Genomic DNA, 12919 nt, shown 5'->3' on the forward strand with positions numbered 1-12919 from the left:
ATACGAGTTCGATCAGAGGCAAGCGGCGCCGCGCGCGCATCGAAGCCGGGCCGCCATTGAACTCATTCGAACTGAGTTTACCAGTCGACGCCGGGCAACCGGATCAAGGCGCGCATTGCTGCGTGAGCGCCGGTCGAGAACCCAGACGGGCGTCAACTCTCAGGCTCGATGACGACGGGCGCGCACAGCGGAGTCGCGACGATTGGTCTTCACCCGATCGCACCGTAGCATATCGGGATGACGGCCACTCTCAGGACCCGGCAATCATAGGGTCCAGGCGGCTCGGCGCCTCGCGTGAGTTCGGCAGAGAATCAGATGACGACGCCGGTCGAACATCATCTGCTCGTCGGACCCGCGATGCGGCTCTCGCCTCGAGGCGAATCTCGCGGTCGTAGAAACCCTCGTCCATGTTGCGGCGCGCCGCATGGATGATTGTCGAGCCCGGCGCCTCTTCGCGGAGGAGCTCCATCATCCGCGTCCGGCTGAGGTCGTCGAGGGCCGAGGTGGGCTCGTCCATGATGATGATGTCGGGCCGCTTCAGCAGCACGCGTGCAAAGCCGAGCTGTTGCTGTTCTCCGCCGGATAGCACATCGGACCAGTTCTGCTCCTCGTCCAGGCGCGGAACGAGGTGAGCCAAGCCACAGGCGGCGAGGATCTTCTCGGTATGCGCGGGGTCGGGCGGCGCGCTGTCGCGGGGATAGTCGAGAGCATCGCGCAGCGCCCCCCGCGGCATGTATGGCTGCTGCGGCATGAAAGCGATGCGCGCATCCCTCGGACGTAGAATACGGCCGCTGCCCCAAGGCCACAAACCGGCCATGGCGCGGATCAGCGTGCTCTTGCCCGCGCCGGAATCTCCCTGCACGAGAACCTTCTCACCGCGTCCGATCACCGCATCGGTGTCCGCGAGCATCAGCGCGCCGTCATGCTGCGCGATCGAGAGCCCGCAAAGATGCAATGCGCCATCGTTGCTGAAGGCGAGATCGATCATCTTGTCCTCGGCTCCGATGGCGAGCTCGTCGAGGTTGTCGAAGACGAGGTCGAGCGCGGCGACGCGCCGGGCCGAGGCGAACCAGTCCGCGAGGCGCAGCGAATTGTCGGCCAGCCAGTTGAGCGCCAATTGCACCTGTATGAAGGCCGCCGCCGCCTGCATGAGATCGCCGAGCGACATGTCGCCGGCGAGATATTTCGGCGCGCCGAGCATGAGCGGGATGACCGGCGCCAGCACATTGTTGCCGCTCGAGAGGAAGAGCATGCGCGCCTGCCGTCCGATCACCGCGACCCAGCGCATCGCGACCTGATCGAATCTCGCATAATGCCTCTCCCGCTCGTCGTCGTCGCCGCCGATGAGCGCGATCGTTTCGGCGTTCTCGCGCGTGTGCGAGAGTTCGAAGCGAAAGTCCGCCTCCGCGACCGCCTTCGCCTCGACGCGCGCGATGAGCGGACGGCCCAAAAGCAGCATGCCGAAGGAGGTGGAGGCGGAATAGATCACGACCGCGATCACGAGATAACCCGGGATCGTCATGCCCCCGAAGGTCAGCGAGCCGCCGATGAACCACAGCACGCCGACGAAGGAGACCGCTGTGAGCAGGGCGTTCGTGACGCCTGTCGCGAAGTCGACGAAGAGTTCGATGGCGATCCGGCCGTCCTCGGCGATGCGCGCTTCCGGATTATCGACGAGCCGAAGGACGCTGAGCTGATAAAAGCGGCGGCGCTCCATCCAGCGCCGCACGAGCGTCCGCGTCAGCCATTCGCGCCAGCGCAACTGGAAGCGCATGCGCGCCTGCAGCAGGGCGACGCTCGTCAATGCAGAGACGAGCGCCAGCGCCAGCATGAGGCCGATGCTGAAAAGGATCAGGCGCTGGTCTTTGTTCTGCAGTGCGTCGAAGAAGTACTTGTTCCATCGGTTCACCGCGATGGCGGGGGCGAGGTTCAGGAGCAGGCAGCCGAAGAGCCCCAGCGCGAACAAGGTCGCCTTGCGGCGCGTCGGGCCGGTCCAGAAACCGAAGGACAGATTTACGAAGTGGCGCAGGAGCAGCGGATCGACCTCGGTTGGGATAAGGACTTCGACTATGTTCGTTATTAAAGCTCGAATTGGGATTATCGACGAGCCGGGACCGACCTGTCGAGGAGTTCACCGCTCGCTGGGCGCCGCGGTTCGCCGCCGGGCTTCTCCCCGCGCTTCCTCGCGGATGCGCGACGCCCGAGCCTCAGCCCTCGGTGACTGTGAAACAGACGATGCGCTGGCGAAGACTTCAATCGATCTGTATCGGTTTCTTGCTCGACAGAGCTGTGATATTTCATATCGACGCGCTGGCCGCAGGGCGAATGAAGGAGCCGGAAGCGCGCGCAGTCGAAGAGTCGCGGCGGGTCGACAAGCCGGCGGCGAACAGCCCGGGTTCGCCGATGGTCCAATCCATTGCGAGATGTAGAGTGTCGAGCATAGCCTTTGAAGAGCGCGCCAATCTTCGGCTTGTCGCCGGAGCAGGGCCGGTGCGCGCCCGAATCGCCATTCTTCTCGGTCTCATTGCTCTCGCGATCGGAGCGATTTCGCCCGCGCTGGCGCAGAACCTGACCGGCCAGCGTTTGGCGCTTCCGAGAGCGCGCGATTGGAGTGGCGATTTTTCCGCCATGCTGAAGCGAAAGACGCTCCGCATTCTCGTCCCCTACAGCAAAACGCTCTTTTTCGTGGATCGCGGCCGTCAGATGGGCGTCGCCGCGGAGTTCGGCCGCGCGCTCGAGGACTGGATCAATAGGCGGTACAAATTCAAGACGCCCCGCTTCCATGTCACATTTCTTCCCTCCGCCCGCGAACGCCTGTTGCAAGCTTTGAACGAGGGCAGAGGCGACGTCGTCGCAGCCAATTTGACGATCACGCCGGAGCGTCTGGCCGTCGTCGACTTCGTCGATCCATGGCTGAAGGACGTCAAGGAGATCATCGTCACCGGCCCCGCCTCTCCCGAACTCGACTCGATCGAGAGCCTCAGCGGGCGCGAGATTCGCGTGCGCCGTTCCAGCAGCTATGCGAGCCATCTCGCCAGGCTGAGCGACGCCTTCATCGCCAAGGGCTCGAAACCGATCGCCATCATGCCGATCGACGAGAACCTGGAGGACGAAGACCTGATCGAGATGGTGAACGCCGGCCTGCTTCCTTATATCGTCGTCGACGATCACAAGGCCGCGATATGGTCCCGGATATTTCCCAATGCGATTCCGCGCGGCGATCTCGTCGTCAGCGAAGGTGGGGACATCGCCTGGGCGATTCGCAAGAACAGCCCGGAGCTGAAGTCCGAGCTCGACGCATTCATCGACGAGCATCGCGCCGCCACCAGCTTCGGCGCCACGATCCGGCGGCGCTATTTTGTGGACAAGCGGATTGTGAAGAACGCCCTCGACGAGAGCGAGGCCAGAAAGTTCGTCGCCGTCATCGACCTCTTCCGCCGTTACGGCGCGCGGTACAATTTCGATTATCTGATGATCGCCGCCCAGGCCTACCAGGAATCTCGGCTCGACCAGTCGCGTCGCGGCGCGGCGGGAGCGGTCGGCCTCATGCAGATCAAGCCCTCGACCGCGGCGGGCAAACCGATCGGGATCACCGGCGTCGACCGCGATCCCGATCGCAATGTTCACGCCGGATGCGCCTATCTCCGCTATCTCGCCGATACTTATGTTTCGGATCCTGCGATCGATCCGATGAACCGGACGTTGATGAGTTTCGCCGCCTACAATGCCGGCCCCGGCAAACTGCGCAGGTTCCGCGCCGCCGCACGGCAGGCGGGGCTCGATCCGAACGTCTGGTTCGGCAATGTCGAGCTGGGCGCAGCCAAAGTCGCGGGGCTCACACCCGTCCAATATGTCGGCAACATCTACAAATATTACATCTCCTACCAGCTCGCCGTCGAGCGCCTCGAAGCGAGCAGGAGAGCTCGTGAGGATACGGGCGCCGAGAAACGATGATGATGTGTCGCCGTGTCGCGGCGCCCTCAGGGACGGAACGACGTCGCCGCTCACGACTTTCGTGCTGCGTCTTCCGCGATTTTGCGAGATCATCCGTGAACCCTACTTCTCTAGCGGTGTTGCAAGAGAGCGAGCAGGATAATGATCGGGATCGGCACGCCCAGCAACCAGAGAAGAATCGAACGACCCATGACGCTTCCTTTCATATCAGCTCATATCAGCGTGACGATAGACTGTGCATGATTTTTTGGTAGCTCCAGGTTCCGTCGCGGAGACCTCCTCCCTCCGTCGCTGCGAGACTCGCGGAGAAAGCGCCGAACAACAGGGATGCGGTCAACCAGAGGGCAAATCGCGCGCCGGTCTTGCGCGCTCTGTCGACGGCGCTCTCGGCTTGCACGATCACATCGGACACACGCTGTTCGGCATCCGTCTGGTTCAATTCCGCGCTCGCCTCGACGACCTGCGCCAAATAGCTTCGGTCTGCCGGAGAAAAATCGTTACCGGAGCCGAGACGGGAAGTGAAAAGGCGATCGAGTTCGCCACGCACGGCGGCAGTGTCGCCCGCGTCGCTTCGCGTCGCAGCGGGACTTGCGCGCAACAGCAAGTCCACGAAGCCGGCCGCGGGCCCAGCCGATTGGCCCGCCATGGATCCGTTCGCTTTGATGAAGCCGGCCGCCGCGCCGCCGATGAAGCTCGTCGCCGCGGAAGTGAGAACCGCCACGCCGAGGACCGTGGCGAACGCCCAGGCGAGAAAGCCGTGCGCCGTGTCACGAAAATAGACTTCATGAGTGTGAACGCCGACCCATCTGGTGCGCAAGCGTCCCGCGAGATAGCCGCCGATGCTGGAAGCCAGCACTGAGACAATGACGAGGTATACGCCGGCGCCGATATCGAATGTCGCGGAGGAAATCCCTGAATTCGACCAGGGCGAGACGGCCGACAGACCGATACCCGCGCCGAACGCCAGCAGCAACAACGTCAAGGCTGCGGAAGCAACGCTGCCCGCCACGATTGCAGCCCATGAAACGGGAGAGACTCGAGCGTCTTCGGTTCCGGAATGAAGTTCGGGACTCGATATGTCGACCATGGCCTCTCTCCCGGGCTCGCCAGAACCTATTGTGTGATAAAGTCGAGACGACTTTGTCCTCGAGCCGCTTCCAATTTCCTCGAATCTGATCTCAATTCATCGGAAATCTCCTCGGTTGGGAAATCCATGTCGCAATCGAGTCCGATCCGCGCATCACTTGATCGAGACGGCGCCCAGTATCCAAGTCGACGTCTTCGAATCGTATTTGAGGCCTCGCGCGACGCGCAGCGCTTCCTTCGTCGTGTGAATTGTCGGATAGTTCTTATTGTCTCTCACAGTCCAACTGACTTCATTGAACGCGACAGCGACGTCCTTTTCCCCAATGCCGAGGAAGCCGCCGACTCCGATGATCAGGGCGGTGATTTTCCCGTCGGTCGGCGACACCAGCACATCGGCGATATCGCCGATCTTGGTGTTCGTCGTGTCATAGACGCTCTGCTTGTACCAATTGGTGATGGACAGACTGCCCGCCGGCGCGGTCGTCAGGAATTCGGCCGGGAGTGCGGGGGTCGGCGCCGCATTCGGCTGAGCGGCGGGAAGCTGCTGCGCCGTCGCGGCGCCCGTCGTGATCAGCAACCCGAGAGCAGCAGCTGTGATGAGATTGTTTTTCATTTGGTCGTTTCCTTCAGATCGCTGGCAAATCGCCAGGCACGGCACGGGAAATACTGGAACGCATTTCCCACTAAGGGTGACGATACTGCGCGGCAATCTCGGAAAGTAGCTTCGGAAACTACCCAGCCCTACGCTCTCGGAGGCTGTCGCGTCCGAGAGCCGCGTCTCTCGAGTCGTGATGGAGCTCGATGCCGAATTGACGATGTCGTGATGCGACGCCCATTTGCGTCATTTGGGCCCGAACGCCTCGGCGGCCTCCAGCGTCCGATAGGCCTGCGGCAGAAGGCGCGCGAGCAGTTCTCCCCACGCTTGCTGACCGGCGCCGTCCGTGATCAGGTCCTGGCGGATCTCCAGCTCGACATGAGGCAGGCCACGGCGCTCGCCATGCACAGGGATCGTGTAATCCGATGCATCGCTCACGCTGTAGGGCTCATTGTCGCCGACGACGAGCCCTTCTCGGCGCCTCAGCAGGGCCAGGAGGATATGGGCGAAACGCGGATCGCGATTGTAGAGGACGCCGACTCGCCAGGGCCGCGCCACGCCCATGAAAACCGGCGTGAAGCTGTGCATTGCGATCAACGCCGCCGATCGGCCCAGTCGTCGCCTGCGGTCGAGTTCGGCTTCGATCCGATCATGGTAGGGCCGGAAAATCTGGCGCAGGCGCGCGGCCTTCTGGCCTTCGCTCAGGCCGATGTTTCCAGGTATCGGGGTCAGTTCGCCGATTTCGGGGATCGAGGTCTCCGAACCCGGGGCGCGGTTGCAGTCGATGACCAGCCGCGAATAGTTCTGCTGGATGAGCGTGGCGTCGAGCACGTCCGCCAAGACGCGAGAAACCTCGGCGATCCCGATATCCCAAGCGATGTGGCGCTGGCGCTCGGCCTCCGGAATGCCGAGCCCGTCGAGCGCGCGCGGCGTCAGATTGCCCGCGTGATCGACGACGATCAGAAACGGCGACGACCCGTTTTCATTGCGCAGGGTGACCGCTGCTGGTTCATCGGCCGCCAACAAGCTATGCTGGGCCTCATTCATCGGCGCTCACGCTTGTAAACAGCGGCGACCTCGAGCGTCAGCTCGCCGTTGACGGTACGGAAATTGCTTGGGACTGCCGTCATCGTGGGACCGCAATGCCGATTCTCACCGTCAGACACGTCACGTCGTACCTCTACAGGCAACCGGTCGCCTTCGGCGAGCACCGGATGATGCTGCGTCCCCGCGACGACGACGATCAGAGAGTAATCAAATCCGAGCTCGAAATCACGCCGGCGCCGAGCCAAATCTCCTGGACGCGGGATATTTTCGGCAATCATGTCGCGACCGCCCGTTTCGCGGAACGGGCTTCGGAGCTTCGGTTCGAAAGCGCCATTCGTCTCGACCATGCGCCGGTCGGCTTCCACGCCGCCGATATCGAGAGCTACGCCCGGACCCATCCGTTCGTCTACGCCGAGGAAAAACGGGCCGATCTCGCGTGTTTCCTGGCCCCGCTGTTCCGGCGCCCCGAGGTCGATCATTGGGCGGCCAGGTTCCTCCGAGAGGACGGATCGGCCGAAACTCACCAGCTTCTCGTCGACATGACGCAGACCATGAAGAAGACCTTCAGGCACGTTGCGCGGCATGAGAAGGGCGTTCAGGATCCGGCGCGGACGCTGGAACTCGCCAGCGGGAGCTGTCGCGACCTTGCCGTGCTCATGATCTCGGCGCTGCGATCGCTCGGATTCGCCACGCGGTTTGTGTCCGGATATCTGCATCTCGGCGATGAAGACGACGATTGTGTTGCTGGCGGCAACACCCATGCCTGGGTCCAGGTCTATGTCGCCGGCCCGGGCTGGGTCGACCTCGATCCGTCGAGCGGCATGGTCGGAAATCAGAACCTCGTGCGCGTCGCGGTCGTGCACGACCCGCGCGAAGCGATCCCGCTGCAAGGCACCTGGATCGGGACCGCCTCGGACCATCTCGCCATGAAGGTCGCGGTCAAGGTCAGCGCGGCCGCGGATGCCGGCGCCCGGCGTATCGCTCGCTCCGGCGTGGGGCGATGATGCCCCGGTCCGCGACGATTACGGCGGCGCCATATTGGCGGCGGCCGAGCAATTTGGTCTTCTTGCGCTCGAAGCCTGCCGGCCAATATAGGAATTGTGCAGGCAAGCGAGGTTGCCCATGAAGATTCGCGCCGGCTACGAAATCTCCTATGACTGCCCGCAGCCGACGCCCATGATCTTGACGCTGAGCGTCCATCCGTCGCGCTTCGCCGATCTGCTGACGCCGGATCGCATGCGGCTCGACCCGCCCATCCCAGTCAACACTTATCACGATAGTTTCGGGAATTTCTGTCATGTGATCCGCGCGCCAGCGGGCCGGTTGACCATGTCCGCGGACTTCCTGGCGCAGGACGACGGCGAGCCCGACGCAATCGCGCCTCAGGCGGTGCAGCATCCGTTGGAAGAGCTGCCTGTGGAGGCGCTGATCTATCTGCTCGGCAGCCGCTACTGCGAGACCGATCGTCTGTCGGATACGGCATGGTCTCTTTTCGCGCAGGTTGCAAAGGGCTGGCCGCTGGTGAAGGCGATCTGCGACTATGTCCACGATCGCATCACATTCGGATATCAGTATGCGAGTCCGACCAAGACAGCATGGGACGCCCATATCGAGCGACGCGGCGTATGCCGCGATTTTGCTCACCTCGCCATCACGCTGTGCCGCTGCATGAACATTCCTGCGCGCTATTGCACCGGCTATCTCGGCGACATCGGCGTGCCGCCCGACGTCGCGCCGATGGATTTCAGCGGCTGGTTCGAAGTCTACCTCGGCGGGCGCTGGTACACGTTCGACGCCCGGCACAACGAGCCGCGCATCGGTCGCATCCTGATGGCGCGCGGACGCGACGCCACCGACGTCGCGATCGTGACCTCGTTCGGTCCATGCACGCTCGCGAGTTTCAAGGTGATCACCGAGGAGGTCATGACTGTCGGCTGAAAGTTTCAGAGGGCCGAGATCGCGAACCTTGCATTGCTCTCCTGACGCAACCGCGTAATCAGGAGCTTCGATGAGCCGATCGAATAACCGAGGGCTCGGCTCAGTGACAACCGCCGCGGTAATGTGGCGCGTGTTGATCTGCCCCTGAAAATTCCACTGGCATCGATTAGCATTACAATTGCGTATTCTGACGATTTCTGACTTACTGAGCCACCATGTTCGGTTCGGGGATCATGGGATATCGGGAGCTTCGATCGAGACGACGCTGGAGTTGTGGGCGTCGTCGCTGCGTGACGTGAAACGTCGAATGCAACCGCTGTTCACGCAAGAACGCGTGGCGCGATCGGCAGAAGCTTTCCTCGACGGCCTGCTCGGCGAAGAGCGGCGCAAGACCGGCTGGATGCGGGGGGCCCTGGCGTCAACCATTCTTGGCCGACGACGATGCGGTTCTCGTCATCGACGAGACCGGCTTTCTGAAACAAGGCAAGGCAGCTGCATGATTGGGCTTATTTCGAACTCGCCGATCTCGCCGGCGGCGAATATGACGAGGCGCTCGACGGCCAGGTCTGGACACGCGGACTGCTGATCCGTCGCAAGATCGTCGACGGCGATCTCGCCTTCTTCACGACATGGGCGCCGATTGGAACGACGATCGAGCGGCTCACGAAAATCGAAGACCATCGTTGGGCGATCGAGGACAGTTTCGAAATCGCCAAGAGCGAGCTCGGTCTCGATCACAACGAAACGCGCGCCTAGCATGGATGGCGACGTCATGTCTCGCTCGTCATGCTGGCTTTCGCCATGACGGCGACGATACGTGTTCACGCGAATGCATCGGCCGCGCCACCCCAAAAAAGATCCGGCGCGCAATGACGACAAAAGCTGCGCGGGCTCCATCGACGGCGAACTGATCCGTTGGTCGATGCAGGAGATTCGACGCATCGCCACGCGTCTCGCACGAAAACGAATTCGTCCCGAGTTCGTCATCGCATGGTCGCTCTGGCGACGAGCACATCAAGCCGAAGCAAGGTGGGCCCATCTCAAAAAGAAACTGTAATGATAGGGATGGGTTGGCCCCCGAATCAGCTCTTTCGAGTCCTGCTCAGGCTTCACTCGCGTTACGGCCCGTTGGATCGCTCAACCGCCCAAGGCGGCCTTTGTCACGAGGCTTCGGCAGAACGATTGCTCGCACCCTAAAATTCGGTATAGCTCCTTCTGACGCATTGAGATATGCAACCGCCGTCAGCCTTCAGAAGGTCCAAATGCAGAATATGGTCCTACTCGCCCGAAACACGAACCATAGTCGCCTTTCTTTCCATATCTTCTCTGAGCTCTGAAAGCGCTTTGTCGAGCCGCCCCGCCAACATTGGACCGATCGTTTTCATATAGGTCGCAGATATGTGCCGATCATCATTATAGACGACTATATTGTCGCGCGTCGCCCAGCAATGACGATCGTCGCAGAATGCATCTGTCATATCGAGCATCGAGACGCCGGTCGGGGCGTTCCTCCTTATTTCCGCGAAAGCGGCATCATCCAACACATGCGCGCGGTTAGCTCCGCAGCTGTCCAGACGGTTCGGTTCGCGGGAGAACACGCAACCGGGAACATTGCCCGGCATCGTCGGCGTGTTCCTGATCGCCACCACCGGAATGCCTTCTGCCGTAAGCTTCTCGAACCAGGAGACATAGCCATCCGGCATCCGCTCGGTCAGACGATCCCCGAGGCCAAACGAAGTCCCGAGCGTCACCACGAGATCCGGGCGCATCTTTACGATCTTCTGCAATGCCGCCCTAGTCCAATTCTTGCACTTTGCATCGAACAGCTCGCCCAAGTCGGCAGGGTCGGAAAACGGGCAAGCGGATTTGGTCATGTTGACCACTCGCCATCCCTTGACTCCCGCAGTCGCCTGCAATGCGGGCAACCAATGACCCGCGCGAGAATTGCCTACCAGGACAATGGTCGTCGAAGCGGCCTCGTCGCCGAAGGCGCAAGTGACCGCTTCTTCCGAATTGTTCACTTGATTGCATTCGGTCAGCACCGGTTCGGGAAGGTCGAAAATAATAGCGAGCGGACCAGGACGATACCCTTTCGAATCGATGCCCAATCGGGCCTCTATAGTGACGCCGTGCTTTTCTACTGCGCGCTGCGCCATTTTGGCGGCGACGCCAACGGAAAGCAAACCGAGAACCACGGCGAAAGCTCCATAGGGAGCTTTGATGAAGCTTCCAACGCCAGAGGCCAAGCGGTCGACGAATGTCTTCGTCGCCACGGCGACAACCACTGTGGCCACGACGACGCCGAGCCCTTGGGCGAACGACAGGGTTGCGCCGCGAGCCGTTTCGATCATCAGAACGAACAAAGGCCAGTGCCAGAGGTAGATGCCCAAGGATATGCCGCCGAGCAGCGTCAGCGGCGCTGCCGCCAACATCCAGCCGGCGTTGCGGCGATCGTCTTCACGGCTGGCGAGCAGTATGAGCGCGGCGGCGGCAACCGGCCAGAGCGCAGCATAGCCGGGAAATTGGCCCTTGGAGCCTATGAGAAATCCGCAACTCAGGAGCAACGCCACCCCCAGCCAGGAAAGCATGGCCGCGTGATTTCGCTGGAAGAGATCGCGACATTGCGGCGCTTGGCCGATGAGCGCGCCGACACCGAATTCCCAGAACCTGCTGAACACGTCGAAATACGCGCTTTTCGGATTTGTCTGCGTCAGCCGAAGACCCCAGACGAACGACGAGGCGACGAGGATTCCAAGCAGACAAGTCAATGTGACGGTCGACGAATATTTCGACTTCCGCGCGATGAACGTCGCTGCCGCGGCAATGAGCGGCCAAATGAAATAGACTTGGCCGATCGCCGACATCGCCCAGAAATGCTGCACGAAGCTCACGATTCCGTCACGGGTGAAATAGTCGTCCCCGCGCAAGATCAGATGAAGGTTCTCAAGATATGCAGCGCCTGCGGCAATGTCGCTGAACATATAATTCCATTTGAAAGGATTTACGAAGAAGGGCCAGATTAGGAGAATGCACGCAAGGGTCAAGACCGCTTGCGGCGCTACTCGCGTAAGAAAGCCTTGATAGCTCAAGAGTACGTCGATACGCCGATTTCGCCTGAGAAAGCTGGAGGCCATCAAATATCCGGAAACGACGAAAAACACGTCGACGCCGCCCGACACACCGCCGAACCAGATATGAAAAGCGACGATCAGCAGCGCCCCTATTGCCCGTAACCCTTGAATGTCACGACGAATATATTGTCTGTCTCGAACGCTCACATTCGGCCTTTCATAAGCATTTCGAATCTGCGAAAATAAAACCGTGATCAAATTTCTCATAATTGGCTATCCGCGTACAATGGGGCACAATGCTTCTTGCACCGGAAAAAGAGTCATTCGACTAGAGCGGCCCGATGCGGAAATTTTGAGACAGCAACGCGCTACACGCGGGACCAAACTGAATGTTCGGCCTATTCTGATGCGATTGGCATGGAACAATCGCCGGGTTCGCAACCGGCAGACTTCACCCGAACATGCCCGTACATCCGGTTCGCGACAACTCGTGGTCTTCCCGGAGCGATCCCCGAGCGACAATTTTCAAATTCCCGCTCTGAGGTGAACTCCATATTGCCATCACAGTGGATATTTCCGATGAGCGTGGGACTTCACGTCCGCTGACCTGCCCCCGAAGTTTCATCCAGCGGCGAGTTGAGTCCCGGCGGTTGATACGCCCGCGGGCGTGGGGTGAGCAACAGGCGATCGGCGGCGCTGGTCGGGGTTGCGCAGCCGATCGCCTGTTGCGGTGAGCGCGGCCGCATAGTCCGCCGGCGTCGCATAGCCGAGGGAAGAATGCGGTCGCCGGTGGTTATAATCGTGCGCCCAAGAGCGAACTTTCTCTCTCGCGTGGTCGAGCCCGAAGAACAGCGTCTCGTTGAGCAGCTCGTCCCGCATGCGGCCGTTGAAGCTCTCGCTGAAGCCGTTCTGCATCGGCTTGCCCGGCATGATGAAATGCCATTCGACCTTGTTCTCCTCCGACCAGGAGAGGACGGCGTTCGAGGTGAACTCCGTCCCATTGTCGGAAACGATCATGCCGGGCTTTCCGCGTCTCGCGATCAGCGCCGACAGCTCACGAGCCACCCGCTTGCCGGAGATCGACGTGTCCGGGATCGCCGCCAGGCATTCGCGCGTCACGTCGTCGACGATGTTCAGGATCCGGAACCGTCGGCCGCTGGCGAGCTGGTCGTGCACGAAGTCGAGAGACCATCGCGCATTCGGCTTCGCTTCGACGTAAGCGCCGTTG

General features: G+C 61.3%; 9 protein-coding genes and 3 pseudogenes. 6 read left to right on the plus strand and 6 right to left on the minus strand.

The window, feature by feature from the left end; translation table 11 throughout:
* Nucleotides 1-250 precede the first annotated feature (250 nt).
* Nucleotides 251-1966 (minus strand): ABC transporter ATP-binding protein/permease, encoded by a 1716-nt coding sequence (locus tag AC6IW9_RS07795; protein WP_497771046.1) that lies wholly within the window; start codon nucleotides 1964-1966, stop codon nucleotides 251-253.
* Between the two features lie 524 nt (nucleotides 1967-2490).
* On the opposite strand from AC6IW9_RS07795, the gene AC6IW9_RS07800 reads away from it, so the two are divergent.
* Complete coding sequence (locus AC6IW9_RS07800; protein WP_497771049.1) at nucleotides 2491-3954, plus strand: MltF family protein; 1464 nt, start codon at nucleotides 2491-2493, stop codon at nucleotides 3952-3954.
* Nucleotides 3955-4171: 217 nt separating this feature from the next.
* Here the strand turns inward: AC6IW9_RS07800 and AC6IW9_RS07805 are convergent, their stop codons facing one another.
* The 3 genes from AC6IW9_RS07805 to AC6IW9_RS07815 all read right to left on the minus strand — a co-directional run bounded on the left by AC6IW9_RS07805 (nucleotide 4172) and on the right by AC6IW9_RS07815 (nucleotide 6682).
* A complete protein-coding gene (locus tag AC6IW9_RS07805) occupies nucleotides 4172-4963 on the minus strand; it encodes a hypothetical protein (RefSeq protein ID WP_497771052.1) in 792 nt (263 codons plus the stop codon).
* Between the two features lie 231 nt (nucleotides 4964-5194).
* Nucleotides 5195-5653, minus strand: a complete 459-nt coding sequence (locus tag AC6IW9_RS07810; RefSeq protein WP_497771055.1) for a PRC-barrel domain-containing protein — start codon at nucleotides 5651-5653, stop codon at nucleotides 5195-5197.
* A gap of 228 nt (nucleotides 5654-5881) precedes the next feature.
* A complete protein-coding gene (locus AC6IW9_RS07815; protein ID WP_497771058.1) occupies nucleotides 5882-6682 on the minus strand; it encodes an N-formylglutamate amidohydrolase in 801 nt (266 codons plus the stop codon).
* Nucleotides 6683-6777: 95 nt separating this feature from the next.
* On the opposite strand from AC6IW9_RS07815, the pseudogene AC6IW9_RS07820 reads away from it, so the two are divergent.
* From AC6IW9_RS07820 to AC6IW9_RS07840, 5 genes and pseudogenes are all read left to right on the plus strand, one after another.
* A pseudogene (locus AC6IW9_RS07820) lies at nucleotides 6778-6957 on the plus strand (transglutaminase N-terminal domain-containing protein); the annotation flags it as partial.
* 276 nt (nucleotides 6958-7233) lie between these two features.
* A complete protein-coding gene (locus AC6IW9_RS07825; protein ID WP_497772466.1) occupies nucleotides 7234-7686 on the plus strand; it encodes a transglutaminase-like domain-containing protein in 453 nt (150 codons plus the stop codon).
* 118 nt (nucleotides 7687-7804) lie between these two features.
* Complete coding sequence (locus AC6IW9_RS07830) at nucleotides 7805-8620, plus strand: transglutaminase-like domain-containing protein (RefSeq protein ID WP_497771061.1); 816 nt, start codon at nucleotides 7805-7807, stop codon at nucleotides 8618-8620.
* 219 nt (nucleotides 8621-8839) lie between these two features.
* Nucleotides 8840-9493, plus strand: a pseudogene (locus tag AC6IW9_RS07835) (IS701 family transposase); the annotation flags it as partial.
* Nucleotides 9438-9677, plus strand: a complete 240-nt coding sequence (locus AC6IW9_RS07840; protein WP_497772602.1) for a hypothetical protein — start codon at nucleotides 9438-9440, stop codon at nucleotides 9675-9677. The pseudogene AC6IW9_RS07835 and the gene AC6IW9_RS07840, both read left to right, overlap by 56 nt.
* A 220-nt stretch (nucleotides 9678-9897) precedes the next feature.
* Here AC6IW9_RS07840 and AC6IW9_RS07845 read toward each other — a convergent pair whose 3' ends face one another.
* Both AC6IW9_RS07845 and AC6IW9_RS07850 read right to left on the minus strand, forming a co-directional pair.
* A complete protein-coding gene (locus AC6IW9_RS07845) occupies nucleotides 9898-11958 on the minus strand; it encodes an acyltransferase family protein (protein WP_497771065.1) in 2061 nt (686 codons plus the stop codon).
* Nucleotides 11959-12312: 354 nt separating this feature from the next.
* Nucleotides 12313-12906: pseudogene (locus tag AC6IW9_RS07850) on the minus strand (IS3 family transposase); the annotation flags it as partial.
* Nucleotides 12907-12919: the final 13 nt, after the last annotated feature.

Source organism: Methylosinus sp. shoA, from assembly GCF_059718125.1.